This is a genomic window from Streptomyces ureilyticus (assembly GCF_011045025.1).
In the GTDB taxonomy this organism is placed as follows: Bacteria; Actinomycetota; Actinomycetes; order Streptomycetales; family Streptomycetaceae; genus Streptomyces; species Streptomyces ureilyticus.
Genome location: NZ_JAAKZX010000030.1, coordinates 43,369 through 62,306, shown reverse-complemented (window position 1 = coordinate 62,306; position 18,938 = coordinate 43,369). Strand labels below are relative to the sequence as shown.

The following is an 18,938-nucleotide window of genomic DNA, read 5'->3' as shown; positions in this document are numbered from 1 at the left end:
TTTCGGGGCTGCGACATCTCGCCAACCTGCTCGGAGACCGGTTTGTCGCCGGCTACGTCCTCTACACGGGACAGCAGACCCTGCCGTTCGGTGACCGGATCATGCCGTTGCGGGGCTTTCGTCCTCCGCTACGCCCTCGGTGGCCGCCGAGATGGGGTTGAGCGTGCCTGGCGACGTGTCGCTGCTCGCCTGGGACGACTCCCAGTTGTGCCGGCTGACGCATCCGACCCTGTCCGCGATGAGCCATGACGTGCAGGGGTTCGGGGCGGATGTGGCGCGGACGTTGTTCGGGGTGATCACCGGGGAGGGCCCTGGGTCGCATCCCGTTGCGACACCGGTACTGACGCCGAGGGGATCCACAGCGCCGCCGGGTCGCTCCGCTCGGAACGCCGGATGAGCTCCACGCCGTACGGGCAGCGCGGGTCCGTTGAACAGCGCGGGTCCGTCGTGGCTTGTCGCGCCAGCGCGGCGGAGCCGCAAAAACAACACAGTCCCGCGCCCCAAAAGGGGCGCCGGTTACCCCGAAGCGTCAAAGTGACCATGTGACCTTCACCGCTCCCGTGTCTTGGACTGGGCAGCACGGTTACCCGTAAGTAGCATGGTGCTGAGCGCGCGCTCAGCCGTGCGTGCCGGCAGCGCCTATCCCGCATCTGGAGGAGAGCCATCGTGCCTCGTACCGTCAGGGACGTCGTCTTCGTCGACGGCGTCCGTACCCCGTTCGGCAAGGCGGGCCCGAAGGGCATCTACCACGAGACCCGTGCCGACGACCTCGTCGTGAAGGCGATCCGGGAGCTGCTGCGCCGCAACCCGGGTCTCGACCCGAAGAAGGTCGACGAGGTCGCCATCGCCGCCACCACGCAGATCGGTGACCAGGGCCTGACCATCGGTCGCACGGCCGGCATCCTGGCCGGGCTGCCGCAGTCCGTGCCCGGTTACTCGATCGACCGCATGTGTGCCGGTGCTCTGACCGCCGTCACCACGACCGCGGGCTCCATCGCCTTCGGCGCCTACGACGCCGTCATCGCCGGTGGTGTCGAGCACATGGGCCGCCACCCGATGGGCGAGGGCGTGGACCCGAACCCGCGGTTCGTGAGCGAGAAGCTGGTCGACGAGTCTGCCCTGTTCATGGGCATGACCGCGGAGAACCTGCACGACCGCTACCCGCACATCACCAAGCAGCGCGCCGACGAGTACGCCGTGCGCTCGCAGGAGAAGGCCGCGAAGGCCTACGCCAACGGCAAGATCCAGGCCGACCTGGTCCCGATCTCCGTACGCCGTACCAACGAGGAGGCGGGTGAGACGGGCTGGGGCCTGGTCACCGCCGACGAGCCGATGCGGCCGGGGACCACGCTGGAGAACCTGGCGGGCCTCAAGACTCCGTTCCGTGTGCACGGCCGGGTCACGGCCGGCAACGCGGCCGGTCTGAACGACGGCGCCACCGCCTCGATCATCGCGTCCGAGGACTTCGCCCGCGAGAACAACCTGCCGGTCAAGATGCGCCTGGTCTCGTACGCCTTCGCGGGTGTCGAGCCCGAGGTGATGGGCTACGGCCCGATCCCGGCGACCGAGAAGGCCCTCGCCAAGGCGGGCCTGTCGATCGAGGACATCAACCTCTTCGAGATCAACGAGGCGTTCGCCGTGCAGGTCCTGGCCTTCCTGGACCACTACGGCATCGCGGACGACGACGCGCGCGTCAACCAGTACGGCGGCGCCATCGCCTACGGCCACCCGCTCGCCTCCTCCGGCGTCCGTCTGATGACGCAGCTGGCCCGCCAGTTCGAGGAGCAGCCGCACGTCCGCTACGGCCTGACGACCATGTGCGTCGGATTCGGCATGGGCGCGACGGTCATCTGGGAGAACCCGAACTTCGAGGGGGAGAAGTGAGCACCACCGCTGAGCTTTTGAAGGGCGCGGCCGAGCTGTTCCCCGACGAGGTCGTGACCCAGGCGCACGTACGCCACTTCGACCTGCCCTTCGGCGCGGGGCGCTTCGCGCTCATCACCCTTGACAACGGCCTGGACCACACCAAGCCGACCACCTTCGGACCGCAGTCGCTGGCGAACCTCGACGCCGCCATCGACCAGGTCGAGCGGGATTCCGCGGCCGGCGAGATCGTCGGTGTCGGCATCACCGGCAAGCCGTTCATCTTCGCGGTCGGCGCGGACCTCAAGGGCGTAGAGCTGCTCAAGAAGCACGACGACGCGCTGGCCATCGGCAAGGGCGGCCACGAGGTCTTCAAGCGCCTGGCCGCGCTGGCGGTGCCGACCTTCGCGTACTACAACGGTGCGGCGATGGGCGGCGGCGTCGAGGTCGGCCTGCACTGCAAGTACCGCACGGTGTCGAAGGCGATCCCGGCCTTCTCCCTCCCCGAGGTCTTCCTCGGCCTGGTCCCCGGCTGGGGCGGCTGCGCGCTGCTGCCGAACCTCATCGGCGCGGACAAGGCCGTCTCGGTGATCATCGAGAACTCGCTCAACCAGAACAAGCAGCTCAAGGGCCAGCAGGTCTACGACCTCGGCATCGCGGACGCGATCTTCGAGGGCGCGGACTTCCTGGAGCAGTCGCTGCTGTGGACGGCCTCCGTCCTCAAGGGCGAGATCGTCGTGGACCGCCCGGTCATCGACCGCGGTGAGGCCTGGGACCAGGCCGTCGCCAAGGGCCGCTTCATCGCGGACAGCAAGGTGCACGGGGCGGCCCCGGCCGCGTACCGGGCGCTGGACATCATCGCCCGCGCCAAGAACGGCGATCTCCAGCAGGGGTACGACGCCGAGGACGTGGCTCTCGCCGACCTGATCATGGGTGGCGAACTGCGCGCCGGTATCTACGCGTTCAACCTGGTCCAGAAGCGCGGCAAGCGTCCCGCCGGCGCCCCGGACAAGAACCTGGCGCGTCCGGTCACCAAGGTGGGCGTCGTGGGCGCGGGCCTCATGGCCTCGCAGCTCGCCCTGCTGTTCCTGCGCCGCCTGGAGGTGCCGGTCGTGCTGACCGACATCGACCAGGAGCGCGTCGACAAGGGTGTCGGTTACGTCCACGCCGAGATCGACAAGCTGCTCGGCAAGGGCCGTATCAACCAGGACAAGGCCAACCGGCTGAAGGCCCTGGTCACCGGTGTCCTCGACAAGGCCGAGGGCTTCTCCGACGCGGACTTCGTCATCGAGGCCGTCTTCGAGGAGATCGGCGTCAAGCAGCAGGTGTTCGCGGAGGTCGAGGCGGTCGCTCCGGCGCACGCGATCTTCGCCACCAACACCTCCTCGCTGTCGGTGTCGGAGATGGCGTCGAAGCTCAAGAACCCCGAGCGGGTCGTGGGCTTCCACTTCTTCAACCCGGTCGCGGTGCTGCCGCTCCTGGAGATCGTGCGCGGCGAGCAGACGGACGACGCCTCGCTGGCCACTGCCTTCGCCGTCGCCAAGAAGCTGAAGAAGACCGCGGTTCTGGTCAAGGACGCCCCGGCGTTCGTCGTGAACCGCATCCTCACGCGCTTCATGGGCGAGATCCAGAACGTCATCGACGAGGGCACTCCCGTGGACGTGGCGGAGAAGGCCGTCGAGCCGCTGGGCCTGCCGATGTCACCGCTGGTCCTCCTTGAGCTGGTCGGCCCGGCGATCGGTCTGCACGTCTCCGAGACGCTCAACAAGGCGTTCCCGGACCGCTTCACGGTCTCCCCGAACCTCAAGTCGGTCGTCGAGGCGGGCAAGCGTGGCTTCTACGTGTACGACTCCGGGAAGCCGGAGCTGGACCCGGAGGTCGCCGCGCTGCTGAAGCAGGGCGACAGCGTTCTGACGGAGGACCAGGTTCGCGCCCGCGTCCTGGACGCGGTGGCCCAGGAGATCGGCATCATGCTCGACGAGGGTGTCGTCGCCGAGGCCCAGGACATCGACCTGTGCCTGATCACGGGCGCCGGCTGGCCCTTCCACCTGGGCGGGATCACTCCCTACCTGGACCGGGAGGGCGTCTCCGAGCGCGTGAACGGGAAGAAGTTCCTGGAGCCGGGCGTCGCGAGCGTCCCGGCGTAACCAGTTGACGCGACTGAGGGCCTCCGCCACGGACCACGGCGGAGGCCCTCAGTCATGCGTCGGTCTGTGCCGCGGCTTCCAGCCTGGCCCTCAGCTCGGCGTTCTCCGCCTCCAGGACGGCGATGCGCTTGCGGGCGAAGTACAGCTCCATGACGGCGTCGTGGAACTCGGCGACGAGTTCTTCGGGAGTCAGTTGCATCTCAACGCCCTTTACGCCGGCGCGACCTGGGTGACGGTGCCGTTGCCGCCCTTCCAGTACAGGGCGCCGTTCTGGGCGTAGAGCGAGCCGCCGCCGGCCGAGGCGGGCGCGTTGATCGGCGCCGACTCGACGTCCGCGAGCCGCACCGAGCCCTCGGCGAGCAGTGCGGACGGGGCGCCGGCCGACTGGACCACGTGGAGCTGCGACTGCGGCGTGGCGCCACGGGCGATGCCGATACCGGTCCGGCCGGTGCCCTTGACCACGAAGTCGTCCCGGCCGGCGTTGTTGCGCAGGACCAGCAGGGCGCCCTTGGTCGGGCCGTCGGTCGCGGTCAGGAAGATGCCCTGAGAGGCGGTACCGCTGGCCTTGAGGTCGATCGACAGGGCGGAGGCGCTCGCGTCGGAGCCGTCGGCGTACCCGTTGTGGGAGATCTTCAGCGTCCCCCGGGTGGTCTCCTTGCCGCTCAGGTACATGGCCGAGGTGTCCGGGTTGGCCGAGGTCACGTTCAGTGCCACCGCCTCCCCCGACGTCGCCTTCTGGTTGATGGTGACGGTGTGGGCCGTCGTCGAGGTGCTGAGGAAGTTGGCCGGCGCCGTGTAGTCCGTGTATTCGCCGACCGCCACCGCTTCCGTACCGCCGGCGACCACGGTCACCGCCCCCGCCGTGAAGCCCCCCAAGAACAATCTGCGTGCCAGTGGCATGCATCCTCCCCTGTTCGTATCGAATGTACGTCCGATGCGGGACGTACGCGGCTGATCATCGCGCACTGGACGCCCGCAGGCCATCCTCACCGCCACGGCCCGAGCGGACTGCCCACCGCCGGTGACAGCCGACGGCGCACCCTCAGCCCGCGGGCTGCGTTCGGATTCCTGACGGGTCGGATTCCTGACGGGTCGGATTCCTGACGGGTCGGATTCCTGACGGGCCCTTCAGACCTTGTGCCAGGCCGCCAGTGCCAGACCCGGCTCGTCCTTCCTGCGGCTCATCAGCAGCTCCCCAGTGCCCCGCTGGAGCGTGGCCGCCACCAGGTGGCCCTGGTGATCCTTGGTCAGCGAAATCTGTGTGTCCGCGGGCAATTGGGGCCCCGACTCCGTCCACCAGGCGCCCGCGGACTCCTGCTCGGTCGGGTAGGCGGCGAAGGCGACTCGGCCGCTTCTGGAGCGTTGGGCGAGGAGGGTGCAGTCGACCTCGTCGAGGGTGAAGCGTATGGCGGAGACGGGGCCGGGGCCCGCGCAGGGGAGGAGCGGGACGGGTTCGGTGCCGGGGCGCCAGGCGCACAGGGTGTCCGACTCGTCCGTGAAGAAGACAGTCACGTGGTCTTCAGAGGTGGCGAGGGCCCGCAACGTGCCGGGGCGGGCCGAAGCCTTCAGGGGCTCGTCGTCGAGCGCGGGTATGTGGCCGGAGCCCGCCTGTGTCCAGCGCAGGATCCCTGCCGGCGAGGTCGCGTACAGCTCGACGCGGCCCGACAGCCTTGTCACGGCGGCCAGTTCGCCCTCCACCTCACGGCCCTTCAGATCGCGCCACGGGCCCCAGCCGCCGCGCTCCTTCTGGCCACGCATGCTGACGCCGCCCCCGGCGTTCGGCACGAAGACATGGGCGCGGCCCTCCGCGTCGACCGCGACGGCCGGAACGCCGGTCTGTGCCCCGGCCTTGTTGGGGTGCCCGAGCCGGTTCCAGTCGAGCGCGGCGAGATGCGGGCGGAAGTGCGTGGTGTGGACGAGCCCCGCCTCCTGCGGGCCGGTGGGACGCCAGGCCACCAGGTGGGCGTAACCGTCGGCTCCCTGACCCACGGCGAGCACGGGATGCAGACGCTGGTCGCCGCCCACCGTGCGGGGCGCGATCCACGAACCGCCCGGGGTTCGCTGGGCCCAGCACCAGACCGCCTCGTCCCGCGGAGCGTAAGCGCTGAGCCGGCCGTCCCGGCCGCGTATGAGCCAGGAACCGTTCACTGTACGGACCATCGACACTCCCCCACTCTAGTCGGGCCCACCAGGACGGCTCCGTGCGACCCTGGCCTCATGAGCGCCCCTCTCCTCATGATCGTCGACGCCGCGAACGTGGTTGGCTCGGTTCCGGACGGCTGGTGGCGGGATCGTCGCGGGGCGGCCGAGCGGCTACGGGACTTGCTGGTGCCGTACGCCGACGAAGGACTGCCCGCCTTCCCGGGTCCCCTGGAGGTGGTGCTCGTGGTCGAGGGTGCCGCCCGCGGTGTGTCGTCCGTTGCGGGTGTACGGGTCGACTCGGCGCCCGGCAGCGGCGACGACCGCATCGTGGAGTTGGCCGCCGAGGCCGCGGGGCGCCGCTGCCTGGTGGTCACGGCCGACCGCGAACTACGGGACAGGGTGGGCGCGTTGGGGGCGGAGGTCACCGGACCGCGAACCGTCCGCCCCTGACCCGCCTGCCGTCCCTGACCCGCCTGCCGTCCCTGACCGGCCTGCTGTCCCTGACCGGCCTGCTGTCCCTGACCGGCCTGCTGTCCCTGACCGCCGTCCACGCCCCGACACGTCTACGCACGTGCGCGCCTACGGAGTCTCGCCGTTCGGCGGCGGCTTGAGGACGTCGTCGACCGCGGTTTCCCTTTCCTTGCCGAGGCGGCTGTGCGTACGGCCGTAGAGGAAGTACACGAGGAAACCGGCCGCCATCCAGATGCCGAACCGCACCCAGGTCTCGGCAGGCAGGCTCAGCATCAGCCACAGCGAGGCGCACACCGACAGGATCGGGATGACCGGCACCCAGGGGGTGCGGAAGGCCCGGTGCAGGTCGGGGCGTGTCCTGCGGAGGATGAGGACGCCGATCGCGACGACCACGAAGGCGAACAGGGTGCCGATGTTGACCAGTGCGGCGAGTTCGTTCAACGGGGTGAAGCCCGCGAGGACCGCGATGACCACGCCGAGCAGGATGGTCGGCCGGTGCGGGGTCTTGAAGCGGGGGTGAACGCGCGAGAAGAAGCGGGGCAGCAGTCCGTCGCGGCTCATCGCGAAGAAGACACGGGTCTGCCCCAGCAGAAGGATCATGCAGACCGTCGTCAGGCCGACCGCGGCGCCGAAGCTGATGAAGCCCGCGTACCAGGGATGTCCGGTGGCCTTGAAGGCGTCGGCGAGCGGGGCGTCGACGGACAGGTCGCTGTAGTGCTGCATGCCGGTCACGACGATCGACACGGCGACATACAGGGCCGTACAGATGAGGAGGGAGCCGAGGATGCCGCGCGGCATGTCGCGCTGCGGGTTCCTGGTCTCCTCGGCGGCGGTCGCCACGACGTCGAAGCCGATGAAGGCGAAAAAGACCACGGAGGCGGCGGTGAAGATGCCCATCACGCCGAAGTTGGAGGGCGCCCAGCCGAAGATGAGTTGGATCAGCGGGGCTTGGAGGCTCTCGCCCGGCGGCACGTCCTGTGCCTTCGGGATGAACGGGTCGTAGTTGGCGCCCTTGATGAAGAAGGCGCCCGCGATGATCACGACGAGGACGACCGTCACCTTGATGGCGACGACGAGCGAGGTGATCCGCGCGGAGAGCTTCATGCCGAGGACGAGGATGGCGGTGAGCACCAGGACGAGGGCGGCGGCGAGGATGTCGAAGCCGAAGTCGCCGGTGCCCTCTCTGCTGCCGAGCGCCGCGGGCATCTCCCAGCCCGCGTTGTCCATGAGCGACTGGACGTAGCCGGACCAGCCGACGGCGACCACCGCCGTGCCCAGTGCGAACTCCAGGACCAGGTCCCAGCCGATGATCCAGGCGGGCAGTTCACCGAGGGAGGCGTACGAGAAGGTGTAGGCGGAGCCCGCCACCGGGACGGTGGAGGCGAACTCGGCGTAACAGAGCGCGGCGAGCGCGCAGACGACGCCGGCCGCGGCGAAGGCCAGGGCGACGGAGGGGCCGGCGTTGTCCCTGGCCACCGTGCCGGTGAGGACGAAGATGCCGGTGCCGATGATGACGCCGACGCCGAAGACGGTCAGATCCAGGGCTGACAGGGACTTCTTGAGCGCGTGTTCCGGCTCCTCGGTATCGAGGATGGACTGCTCGACCTTCTTGGTCCTGAAGAGTGTGCTGCTCACGGACATACCTCCCACACTTGCCGATCTCGACATGACCGAGAGGGGGTGTGGTGCGGGTATCCCGGCGCGGGCGGTTTCACGCCAACGGGCCGGTTTCACCACCGTAAAGGATGGTGAAACCGGCCCGTTCAGAGCTGTCGTCCGGCCCTTTCAGAGCCGTCCCGTGGCCGTCAGTCGCGGGCCGGCTCCGCCGAGTCGATGCGGGTGGTCGGGCGCTCGCCGGGCCCGTCGAGCTTGGCGACCAGCCCTGTGACCTGGCGGGCGATGTCCGGGGCGGTCAGGCCGATCTCCGCCAGGACCTCCTTGCGGGAGGCGTGGTCGAGGAACCGAGGCGGGATGCCGAAGTCGCGCAGCGGGAGGTCGACGCCGGCGTCGCGCAGGGCCTGCGCGATCGTCGAACCGACGCCGCCGACGCGGGAGTTGTCCTCGACGGTGACGACCACGCGGTGCTGCTCGGCGAGCGGGGCCATGGCCTCGTCGACGGGCTTGACCCAGCGCGGGTCGACGACGGTCGTGGAGATGCCCTGCTTGTCGAGCAGGTCGGCGACCTCCAGGCACATGGGCGCGAGCGCGCCGACGGAGACGAGGAGGACGTCCGGGGCGTCGGTGCCGGGCGCGCGCAGTACGTCCATGCCACCGATACGGCCGACAGCGGGTACGGCGGGACCCACCGCCCCCTTGGAGAAGCGGACCACGGTCGGCGCGTCATCGACGTCTACGGCCTCGCGGAGCTGGGCGCGGACCTGGTCGGCATCGCGGGGCGCGGCGAGCCTGAGGCCGGGGACGACCTGAAGGATCGACATGTCCCACATGCCGTTGTGGGAGGCGCCGTCGGTGCCGGTGATGCCCGCGCGGTCGAGGACGAAGGTGACGCCGCACTTGTGCAGGGCCACGTCCATCAGGACCTGGTCGAAGGCGCGGTTGAGGAACGTCGCGTACACGGCGAAGACGGGGTGCAGGCCACCGGTCGCCAGGCCCGCGGCGGAGACGGCGCCGTGCTGTTCGGCGATGCCGACGTCGTAGATGCGGTCCGGGAAGGTGTCCGCGAAACTCTTCAGGCCGACCGGCTGCAGCATCGCCGCGGTGATCGCGACGATGTCCTCACGCTCCTTGCCGAGCTTGACCATCTCCTCGCCGAAGACCGAGGTCCAGTCGGCGCCCGAGGCCTTGATCGGCAGGCCCGTGTCGGGGTGGATGGGGCCGATGCCGTGGAAGCGGTCGGCCTCGTCCTGGAGGGCGGGCTGGTAGCCGCGGCCCTTCTCGGTGAGGCAGTGCACGATGACCGGGCCGCCGAAGCGCTTGGCGCGGGCCAGCGCGGATTCCAGGGCCTCGATGTCATGGCCGTCGATGGGGCCGACGTACTTCAGGCCGAGGTCCTCGAACATGCCCTGCGGGGCGATGAAGTCCTTGAGGCCCTTCTTGGCGCCGTGCAGGGTGTCGAAGAGGGGTTTACCGACGACCGGGGTGCGCTCCAGCAGATCCTTCCCCCGGGCCAGGAAGCGCTCGTAGCCGTCCGTCGTGCGCAGGGTGGCGAGGTGGTTGGCGAGGCCGCCGATGGTGGGGGCGTACGAACGCTCGTTGTCGTTGACGACGATGACCAGGGGGCGTTCCTTGGCGTCGGCGATGTTGTTGAGCGCCTCCCAGGCCATGCCGCCGGTGAGGGCGCCGTCGCCGATGACCGCGACGACGTGGTCGTCCGTGTTCAGGACCTGGTTCGCCTTCGCGAGGCCGTCGGCCCAGCCGAGGACCGTGGAGGCGTGCGAGTTCTCGATGATGTCGTGCTCGGACTCGGACTGCGAGGGGTAGCCGGACAGGCCGCCCTTCATCTTCAGCTTGGAGAAGTCCTGACGGCCCGTGAGGAGCTTGTGGACGTAGGACTGGTGTCCCGTGTCCCACAGCACCTTGTCCTTCGGGGAGTCGAAGACACGGTGCAGAGCGATGGTGAGCTCGACGACGCCGAGGTTGGGGCCGAGGTGGCCGCCGGTCTTGGAGACCGCGTCGACGAGGAAGGTCCGGATCTCCTCGGCCAGCTGGTCCAGCTGCTCCAGGCTGAGCCGGTCCAGATCGCGCGGTCCCGTGATGCGGGTCAGCAGCGGCACCCGTGTCTCCTTGCTGTAGAGCTGTTCTGGCTTTTGCCGGGCTCGTCGAGTGTAAATGTCGCCCATGCACAGGGAAGAGCCCGGCACCGCCGTTGGTGCCGGGCTCTTGCTTGGAGAGGACTACGCGCGACCGGCGGTCCGCTGTGTCTTGCGGGTGATCGAGTCGATCACGACCGTGGCCAGCAGGACGCTGCCCGTGATCATGTACTGGATCGGTGTGGCGATGCCCTCGAGGGCGAGCCCGTACTGGATCGAGGTGATCACCATGACGCCGAGCAGCGCGTTCCACGTACGGCCGCGACCGCCGAAGAGGCTGGTGCCGCCGATGACGGCCGCCGCGATGACGTTCATCAGCAGGTCACCGGCGCCGGCGCTCTGGTTGGCCGCCGCGATCTTCGACGCCCAGAACAGACCGCCCACCGCCGCGAAGAATCCGGCGAGGGCGAACACGGAGATCCGTACCGCCGTGACGTTGATACCCGCACGCCGCGACGCCTCGACGCTGCCGCCGAGCGCGAAGATCTTGCGCCCGTAGCCCGTGCGGCGCAGCACGAAGTCGGTCGTCACCAGGACCACGAGGAACAGCAGCAGCGCCAGCGGCAGTCCCTTGTACTGGTTGAACATGACCGCCGCGGCGAACGCGACGACCGCCAGCAGGCCCGTACGCAGCAGGATGTCGACGAGCGGCCGGGACGGGACGCCCGCGGCCTCGCGACGGCGGCTGTCGAGGAACGACGAGACGAAGAAGACGGCGACCGCGATCGCGGCGAGCCCGTAGGCGGCCGCGATGTCGGAGAAGTAGTACGTCGTCAGCTTGCCGATCACACCGTCGCCGTCGAGGTTGATCGTGCCGTTCTCGCCCAGCAATTGGAGCATGAAGCCGAGCCAGAACAGCAGGCCGGCCAGGGTGACCGCGAACGCCGGCGCTCCGATCCTCGCGAAGAAGAAGCCGTGGAGCGCGCCCGCGACCGCGCCGCCGCCGAGGGCCATGAGCACGGCCAGCCATTCGTTCATGCCGTGCGTGACGCTCAGTACGGCCGCGATGGCACCGGCGACACCGCTGACGGAGCCGACAGAGAGGTCGATCTCACCGAGCAGCAGCACGAAGATGATGCCGACGGACATCATGCCGGTGGCGACCATCGCCACGGCGATGTTGTTGAGGTTCTCGGCGGACAGGAAGTTCGAGTTCAGGCTCTGGAAGATGATCGCGATGACGATCAGGCCGATGACCACCGGGAGCGAGCCCAGGTCACCACCGCGGATCTTGCGCTTGAACTCGATGACGTAGCCGGCGAAGCCGCGCTCACGCACCAGCAGCCGCGGGTCGACGGCGACATCCGCGCCGGCGGCCGCCTCGGGGTTTTCGACCACTGCGCCGGTGGTCTTCGGGGCGGTGTCCTGTGTCTTGTCGATACTCACTTCTGCACCCCTCCGTTGCCGCGCGCCGCGCGACGGGTCACGGCGTTGTCCGTGGCGCCCGTGATGGCGGAGATGATCTCCTCCTGCGAGGTCGACTTGACCTCGAACACGCCGTTGTTGCGGCCGAGGCGCAGTACGGCGACCTTGTCGGCGACGGCCTTCACATCGGCCATGTTGTGGCTGATGAGCAGCACCGCGTGGCCGCGCTCACGCAGCCGCTCCACCAGGTCGAGGACCTGCGCGGTCTGCTCGACACCGAGGGCGGCGGTGGGCTCGTCGAGGATGACCAGCTTGGGCTCGCCGAGCATGGAGCGGGCGATGGCCACGGTCTGCCGCTGGCCACCGGAGAGCGAGGCGATCGGGATGCGGACACTGGGGATGCGGATCGACAGCGTCTGCAGCAGTTCGCGGGAGCGGCGCTCCATCTCGACCTCGTCGAGCACGCCGCGCCTCTTGAGCTCACGGCCCAGATAGAGGTTGCCCACGACGTCGATGTTGTCGCACAGCGAGAGGTCCTGGTAGACGGTCGCGATGCCCAGGTTCTGGGCGTCGTGCGGTTTGTTGATCTGGACGGACCTGCCGTCCCACTCGATGACGCCCTCATCGATGGGGTGCACGCCGGCGATCGTCTTGACCAGCGTGGATTTTCCGGCGCCGTTGTCGCCGACCAGGGCGACCACCTCACCGGCGTGGACCTCGAGCTCTACGTCGGTGAGCGCCTGGACGGCACCGAACCGCTTGGAGACCCCGCGCAACGCCAGCACAGGCGTAGCGGACACGTAAACCATCTCCTTAGCCGCCTGACCCGGCGGAGAGGCAGTACTGAAGTTTTGGGAGCTGTTCCGTCCGGCGCCCCGCGCGAGCTTGCGGGGCTGTTGGTGGCGGGGCGCCGGAGGAGCTGTGCGGACCTGCTACTTGACGCCGGCCTTGTCGCAGGCGGCCTTGAACTTGGCCGTGCAGATCTCGTCGACCGTGTAGATGCCGTCCTTGATGACCGTGTCGTTGATGTTGTCCTTGGTCAGCGAGATGACCGGGACGAGCACCGACGGAACGCCCTTCGTGGTCGGGCTGTCGACCTCGGTCTTGGCGATGGAGCCGAGCTTCTCGCCCTTGGCGAGGGCAACGGCCATCTCCGCGGCGACGTCCGCCTCCTGCGGGTAGGGCTTGTACACGCTCATGTACTGCTCGCCCGCGACGATGCGCTGCACACCCGCGAGTTCGGCGTCCTGGCCGGTGACCGGCGGGAGCGGGTTGACACCGGCGGCCTTCAGGGCGGTGATGATGCCGCCCGCCATGCCGTCGTTGGCGGAGTAGACACCGGCGATGTTGTTCTTGCCGATCGAGGAGAGCGCGCCCTCCATGTTGGCGTTGGCGTTCTCCGCCTTCCACTCCTTGGTGTCGTACGACTTGGCGATGTCGACCTTGCCCTCGAGCTGGGAGAGCGCGCCCTTCTTGAAGAAGGCGGCGTTCGGGTCGGTGATCGCGCCGTTCATCATGACGATCTTGGCGGAGGGCGTGGCCTTGTCGCCCAGGGCCTCCAGGAGCGCCTTGCCCTGGACGCGGCCGACCTCTTCGTTGTCGAACGAGACGTAGCCGTCGATCGGGCCCTCGGCGAGACGGTCGTACGCGACGACCGGGATACCGGCTTCCTTGGCCTTCTTCACCGAGCCGGCGATGGCCTTGGAGTCCACGGCGTCCACGATCAGCACGTCCACCTTGTTGGTGACCATCGTGTCGGCTTGCTGGTTCTGGGTGGTGGCGTCCTGCTTGGCGTTGGCGTAGACGACCTCGCCCTTGTTGTTCGTGAGCTCCTTGACCTTCTTCTCGATCAGGGGCTTGTCGAACTTCTCGTAACGCGCGGTCTGGTTCTCCGGAAGGAGCAGACCGACCTTGATCGCGTCGCCCTTGGCGGCGCCGGTCTCTTCCTTGTCACCGCCGGCTTCCTCGGCGCTGCCACAGGCAGCCAGCGAGATGGCCATCGCACCTGCGGCAACGGCAACAGCGGCGCGACGCATACGCGTATTCACTTTCAGATACCTCCCTGACGAGGCCGCGACGATGCGGCCGAGGTGGCTGGCAGTCAACTCGGCCATTAGTGCGACGTCAAGAAGTAAATCCTTAACGAGATGGCAACGGTGCCATCCGTTCTCTAAGTGAAGGCATGAGTGGCCGCGGGGAGAGTTCCGTCCAAAAGGGTTGAATCCCCCATCTCGCTGAGTGCGAGAGCGAGAGCCCCGAGGACCTCCGCCCGGCCGCCAAGTGCCCCTGGAAGAACGGATAGTTGACGCGCCGCGCTGGGGATCGCGTAACGGCCGACCGACTCCCTTATGGGCCCGAGCACCAGCTCACCGGCTTCGGCGAGATCACCGCCGAGGACGACCCGGCTCGGGTTGAGCAAGTTGCAGAGATTGGCGACTCCACTGCCGATGTGTCGGCCGACGTCGGCGATCACACGACGGCAGCCAGGGTCGCCGTCCCGCGCCAGCCGTACGACGCCTTCCATAGTCAGATCCGTGCCGTGGCTGGACTGGAGCAGCGGCAGCACATAGCGTGCGGCCGCGAAGGTCTCCAGGCAGCCCCGGTTTCCGCAGCGGCAGACGGGGCCGGACTCATCAAGAGTAATATGACCGATTTCTCCCGCCGTGCCACCCGGGCCGCGGTAGATGCGGCCGCTGATCACGAGGCCGGCGCCGACACCGCTGGCGACCTTGATGTACGCCAGGTCCCGCACCCCCCGGCCGCTGCCCCAGACGAGCTCGCCGAGGGCGCCGAGGTTGGCGTCGTTGTCCACGTGCACCGGCACGCCGAGCCGCCCCCGCAGCTCCTCGGCCGGCTTGGTGCCGGTCCAGCCCGGCAGGATGGCGGTCGAGCCGAGGGTGCCGGACTCCACGTCGATCGGCCCCGGCACACCGAGGCCCACGCCCGCGATCTTGCCGCGGTCGACGTCGGTGGCTTCGATCAGCCTGCTGACCAGCTGTTCGGCCCGGTCGAAGCCCTGTGCGGCGGAGGCGTCCACGTCGAGAGGTTCGGCTTCCTCGGCGAGCACCTGGTGGGCGAGGTTCCCGATTGCGACGCGCAAATGCGTATGCCCGAAGTCGACCCCTATCACGATGCCGGCGTCGCCGCTCAGGCTGACGCTGCGGGCCCGCCGTCCGCCCGCCGATGTGGGCGTGACCTCGACCGTTCCGCCGTCCTTGAGCTCGCGGACGATGTTGGAGACCGTCGCCGCGGACAGGCCCGTCGTCCTCGCGATCTCCGCCTGCGTGAGTGATCCGGCCAGACGCACCGCACGTACGACCCGCTCGAGATTTGCTCGGTGCAGCGACGACTGCGACCCCGGAGTCTCCACGACGACCTCCTGCATACGGGGCCGCCTCAGTGTGACCCCGCCTATGTGCAACTAGTGAACTCTAAGCTGAGCTGTTGGGGCTGCCTCCCGTCAAGAGGTTGAGCAGAGGGGCACATGCCTGCGCCCACACATAAGGGTGGCCCCGGCATCAATCCGGGACCACCCTCGCAAACCGACCCGACTACCGGGCCGCTACTTCAGAGCGCCCGCCGTCAGACCCGCGACCACCTGGCGCTGGAAGATGATGTACGCGGCGAGGACCGGCAGCATCGCCATGACCAGGCCCGCGAAGAGACCGGACCAGTCGCCCTTGTAGCCCTGGCTCACGGCGAGCTGGACGAGGCCCTGGGTGAGCACCTTCCTGTCGGGTTCGGTGTTGAGAACCGTCGGCAGCATGTACTGGTTCCACTGGCCCAGGAAGTTGAAGATGCTGATGCTGATCAGTCCGGGCTTGGCCATCGGCAGCATCACCTGGAAGAACGTCCTGGTGTGCGAGGCACCGTCCACGAAGGCCGCCTCGGCCACCGAGGTCGGCAGCGTACGGAAGAAGGCCGTCATGAAGAACACCGTGAACGGCAGCGAGTACGCGATGTAGACCAGGGTCAGCCCGGGCAGTGTGTTCAGCAGCGAAAGGTTCTGCATGACGTAGAACAGCGGAACCAGCGCCAGGATGATCGGGAAGCTCATCCCTCCGATGAAGAGGAAGTAGATGAAGCGGTTCCCGGGGAATTCGAAACGCGCGAGGACGTACGCCGCCATCGAACCCAGCAGCATCGTGCCGAAGAGCGAGAACCCCACCACGATCAACGTGTTGAGGAAGTAGTCGCTCATGTGCGCCTCGGTCCAGGCCCGCGACCAGTTCTCGAAGTGCAGCGAATCCGGCAGCGCCCACGGCGAACTGAAGATGTCCCGGTCCGTCTTGAACGAGGTCATCACCGCCCACAGCAGCGGCATCACGACCATGAACGCCCAGAGGATGAGCATGCCGTGCGAGAAGAAATTGAGCGTCCTGCCCTCGGACGGCTTCTCCAGCGGACCGGGCGCGGCCTTCGTCTTGGCGACGGGCGGCGGTTCGTCCGAAGTGGCGTCGGCGGGAGGAGTGTCGGTCGTCTTCATGGTCAGTACTCCAACCGCTCGCGCCGGCCCAGCCTCATCACGACCGCCACGAACAGCAGCGTCACAATGAGCAGGGCAACACCGATCGTCGTCGCATAGGCGGCCTGGCCGTCACGGAACGCCTTTTGATAGACGTACAGCGGCAGAACCGTCGTCGAATAGTCGGGGCCACCGCCGTTCGGCCCCACGGTCATGATCTGCACCACCGCGAAGGACTCGGCGCCCAGCGCCAGAATGCCCATATACGCCCAGCCGGACTGCACGGTGTCCCAGAGCAGCGGCAGGGTGATCCGGAAGAACGTGGTGATGCGGTTCGCGCCGTCCAGCAGGGCCGCCTCGTAATAGTCCCTGGGAATGGACGCCATTCCGGCGGAGAAGAGCACCACGAAGAATCCGACGGTGCACCAGACGAGAACCGCGAAGACGCACCACAGCGCGAGATCGGGATCGCCCAGCCAGTTGGGCTGGACATTGTCGAGACCGACCGCCTTGAGTGCGGAGTTGAGCGCACCGCTGTTGGGGTTGTACGCGAACTGGAACAACAGCGCCACGATCGCGATCGACAGCACCTGCGGGAAGAAGTAGACGACCTTGTAGAAGGCCGAGCCGCGTACGCCCGCGATCGCGGCGTTCTTCCTGCGCCGTCCGCCCACATTCAGCATGAAGGCGAAGAACAGCGCCAGTGTCAGCGTCACCAGCGGCAGCAGCACCACGAACATCACGCTGTGCTGGAACGACTTCCAGAAGACGTCGTCCTCCAGCATTCTCGTGTAGTTGTCGAAGCCCACCATCTTGAACTCGGGGCTCAGACCGCTCCAGTCCGTGAACGAATAGTAGATGGACTGGATGAAGGGCCAGATGACGAAAAGGACGTAAATCGCCAGAGGGGCCGCCAAGAACCCCACGATGAAACGGTATTTACCGTGCTGCATTCCTACCGACCCGATCTTCCCGCGGGCGCTGCCGCCGACGCCACGACCATCGAGAGCGGGGGACCCCGGTCACGCCCCGGAGTCCCCCGCCGCGCTCACTGGTGCTTGTAGTGCTGGATGGAGTCGTCCTTGGCCGCCTCGTCGGCGTACGCCTGAATCTTCTTGATCGCCTCGGCCGGGGTGAGCCGCCCGGCCATCATCTCGCCGAGGCCTCCGACGCCGATCTTCTCCTTCTGCAGCGCCACATACCAGTCCTGGAGGCGCGGGTTGACCACGTTCTCGCCGGCCTTGTCCAGCGCGGCGATCGCGGAGGTCAGCCCCGGGGTCAGCTCGAGGCCGTCGGTGCCGCCGTTGAACGCGGACAGCGACTTGACCGACGAGGTGAAGTTCTTCGACGACTCCTCGCTGAGCATGATGCGCAACTGCTCCATGCCGCCATCGGGGTTCTTGGCCTTCGCGGGCACGATGAAGGGCTCGCCGCCGGACGCCCAGAGGGTGCCGAACGGCATCTTGTCCGAGCTGTCGATGCCGGACGGCGCGGACACCGCCATGTTGAAGTCCTTCGGCGTGGTCTTCGCGGCCTCGTTCTCCACCCACGAGCCGTTCGGGATGAAGAGCGCCTTGCCCTCCGTCCAGGCCGTCTGCGACTGGATGTGGTCCAGCCCCGGCGTGCCCTCGAGGATGTAGCCCTTCTTGTAGAGCTCGTAGTACGCCTCGAAGCAGGTCTTGACCGCGGGGTGCTTCCAGGCGTTCGGCTCAAGGTTGTCGATGGCGTCGAGCGTCTCCGGGCCGCCGACCTTGGCGATCATCGGGTAGAGCGAGAAGGGGATGTAGTACGGGTGCTTGCCCGCGTACGTCCAGCCCGCGATGCCCTTCTTCTTCGCCTTCTCGCAGACCGCGAGCATCTCGTCCCAGGTCTCCGGGTACGCGGCGTCCAGCGAGTCCAGGGCCTTCTGCGAGTACCACACGCCGTAGACGGTGTACGCGTAGTACATGACCCAGACCGGGTCGCCGTCGAACTGCCCCATCTCGACGATGCCGGGGCGCAGCGTGTCCCGGACCTTCTTGTTCGGGTCGTCGACGGACGGCGCGTCCAGCAGCGGGGTGAGGTCGGCGAGCTGCTTCTTGCCGACGAGGACGCCCATGTCCATCTGCTCGGCACCGGAGTTGTCGATCAGATCCGGCGGGGAGCCCTGGTTGAAGCGGGGCTGGAGAACCGACTGGATCTTCTGGGTGGCGGAGAACTTGACCTTCGCTTTGGGAAACTTCTCCTCGTAGATCGCCTTGGCGTCCTCGGCGTACTTCGTGCCGAAACCGCCGTCGAAGATGACGATCTCCAGCGGCGCGCTCTCGTTGACGGCGAGCGGGTTCTCCTTGGTCTTCTGGCCCTTCTCGACCTTGTCCTCGCCACCGCTGTCCCCACTGGCGCACGCGGACAGGAAGCTCATGGTGGGCACGGCGATGAGGCCGAGCGCGGCGGACCGCTTGATCAGATCGCGGCGGCCGACACCTTCACGGCCGCTGTGGGCGGAAGTGGATCCCATGCTCAAGTCCTCGCCTTCTCCAGGACTCAGGCGGTGAACCGGATCCTCCCGGGCACCGCGATGATGTGCTCTGTTTTCCCGGCGACGCGTGGACCGAAGCGGCTGCGTCACGGGCCGGACCCCCGGCCCTGAGGCCGGGTAGGACGACGTACTCGGTGCGCCCCTGCGAGGGGTTTCGGATGAACTCGGGTCGTATGGACCCGGGGCGTGCCGGGCCA

General features: G+C 68.0%; 15 protein-coding genes and 1 pseudogene. 4 read left to right on the top strand and 12 right to left on the bottom strand.

Annotated features, from left to right (window positions below; genetic code table 11):
• Positions 1 to 103 precede the first annotated feature (103 nt).
• The 3 genes and pseudogenes from G6048_RS12720 to G6048_RS12710 form a co-directional block, all read left to right on the top strand.
• Positions 104 to 397, top strand: a pseudogene (locus tag G6048_RS12720) (substrate-binding domain-containing protein); the annotation flags it as partial.
• A 269-nt stretch (positions 398 to 666) separates the two neighbouring features.
• The gene (locus G6048_RS12715) at positions 667 to 1,884 is read left to right on the top strand and encodes a thiolase family protein (protein WP_165339612.1); all 1,218 of its coding nucleotides are present in this window, start codon (positions 667 to 669) and stop codon (positions 1,882 to 1,884) included.
• On the top strand, positions 1,881 to 4,010 hold the full coding sequence (locus tag G6048_RS12710) for a 3-hydroxyacyl-CoA dehydrogenase NAD-binding domain-containing protein (RefSeq protein ID WP_165339611.1): 2,130 nt from the start codon (positions 1,881 to 1,883) through the stop codon (positions 4,008 to 4,010). Before G6048_RS12715 ends, G6048_RS12710 begins: the two co-directional genes overlap by 4 nt.
• A 52-nt stretch (positions 4,011 to 4,062) precedes the next feature.
• Here G6048_RS12710 and G6048_RS12705 read toward each other — a convergent pair whose 3' ends face one another.
• From G6048_RS12705 to G6048_RS12695, 3 genes are all read right to left on the bottom strand, one after another.
• Positions 4,063 to 4,209: a hypothetical protein gene (locus G6048_RS12705; RefSeq protein ID WP_165339610.1), complete on the bottom strand. Its 147-nt coding sequence runs from the start codon at positions 4,207 to 4,209 to the stop codon at positions 4,063 to 4,065.
• 11 nt (positions 4,210 to 4,220) lie between these two features.
• Positions 4,221 to 4,910, bottom strand: coding sequence for a hyaluronoglucosaminidase (locus G6048_RS12700; RefSeq protein ID WP_165339609.1), 690 nt, complete (start codon positions 4,908 to 4,910; stop codon positions 4,221 to 4,223).
• 228 nt (positions 4,911 to 5,138) lie between these two features.
• Complete coding sequence (locus G6048_RS12695) at positions 5,139 to 6,170, bottom strand: hypothetical protein (RefSeq protein WP_206341525.1); 1,032 nt, start codon at positions 6,168 to 6,170, stop codon at positions 5,139 to 5,141.
• Between the two features lie 57 nt (positions 6,171 to 6,227).
• Between G6048_RS12695 and G6048_RS12690 the strand changes: the two genes are divergently transcribed.
• Complete coding sequence (locus tag G6048_RS12690; protein ID WP_165339608.1) at positions 6,228 to 6,602, top strand: NYN domain-containing protein; 375 nt, start codon at positions 6,228 to 6,230, stop codon at positions 6,600 to 6,602.
• A 129-nt stretch (positions 6,603 to 6,731) separates the two neighbouring features.
• Here the strand turns inward: G6048_RS12690 and G6048_RS12685 are convergent, their stop codons facing one another.
• The 9 genes from G6048_RS12685 to ngcE form a co-directional block, all read right to left on the bottom strand.
• Positions 6,732 to 8,258: an amino acid permease gene (locus G6048_RS12685; protein WP_165339607.1), complete on the bottom strand. Its 1,527-nt coding sequence runs from the start codon at positions 8,256 to 8,258 to the stop codon at positions 6,732 to 6,734.
• A 170-nt stretch (positions 8,259 to 8,428) separates the two neighbouring features.
• Positions 8,429 to 10,357 carry a 1-deoxy-D-xylulose-5-phosphate synthase gene (gene dxs / locus G6048_RS12680; protein ID WP_165339606.1) on the bottom strand — a complete coding sequence of 643 codons (1,929 nt, stop codon included), beginning with the start codon at positions 10,355 to 10,357 and terminating at the stop codon, positions 8,429 to 8,431.
• Between the two features lie 120 nt (positions 10,358 to 10,477).
• Positions 10,478 to 11,779 (bottom strand): sugar ABC transporter permease, encoded by a 1,302-nt coding sequence (locus G6048_RS12675; RefSeq protein WP_165339605.1) that lies wholly within the window; start codon positions 11,777 to 11,779, stop codon positions 10,478 to 10,480.
• Positions 11,776 to 12,567: an ATP-binding cassette domain-containing protein gene (locus G6048_RS12670; RefSeq protein ID WP_165339604.1), complete on the bottom strand. Its 792-nt coding sequence runs from the start codon at positions 12,565 to 12,567 to the stop codon at positions 11,776 to 11,778. The genes G6048_RS12675 and G6048_RS12670 overlap by 4 nt, the downstream gene beginning before the upstream one ends.
• Before the next feature lie 123 nt (positions 12,568 to 12,690).
• A complete protein-coding gene (locus tag G6048_RS12665; RefSeq protein ID WP_206341530.1) occupies positions 12,691 to 13,794 on the bottom strand; it encodes a sugar ABC transporter substrate-binding protein in 1,104 nt (367 codons plus the stop codon).
• A 134-nt stretch (positions 13,795 to 13,928) separates the two neighbouring features.
• Positions 13,929 to 15,128 carry an ROK family transcriptional regulator gene (locus G6048_RS12660; RefSeq protein WP_165339615.1) on the bottom strand — a complete coding sequence of 400 codons (1,200 nt, stop codon included), beginning with the start codon at positions 15,126 to 15,128 and terminating at the stop codon, positions 13,929 to 13,931.
• Between the two features lie 192 nt (positions 15,129 to 15,320).
• Positions 15,321 to 16,244 carry a carbohydrate ABC transporter permease gene (locus G6048_RS12655; RefSeq protein WP_165339602.1) on the bottom strand — a complete coding sequence of 308 codons (924 nt, stop codon included), beginning with the start codon at positions 16,242 to 16,244 and terminating at the stop codon, positions 15,321 to 15,323.
• 2 nt (positions 16,245 to 16,246) lie between these two features.
• Positions 16,247 to 17,176, bottom strand: coding sequence for a carbohydrate ABC transporter permease (locus G6048_RS12650; protein ID WP_165339601.1), 930 nt, complete (start codon positions 17,174 to 17,176; stop codon positions 16,247 to 16,249).
• A gap of 95 nt (positions 17,177 to 17,271) precedes the next feature.
• Positions 17,272 to 18,720 carry an N-acetylglucosamine/diacetylchitobiose ABC transporter substrate-binding protein gene (gene ngcE / locus G6048_RS12645; RefSeq protein ID WP_165339600.1) on the bottom strand — a complete coding sequence of 483 codons (1,449 nt, stop codon included), beginning with the start codon at positions 18,718 to 18,720 and terminating at the stop codon, positions 17,272 to 17,274.
• Positions 18,721 to 18,938 lie beyond the last annotated feature (218 nt).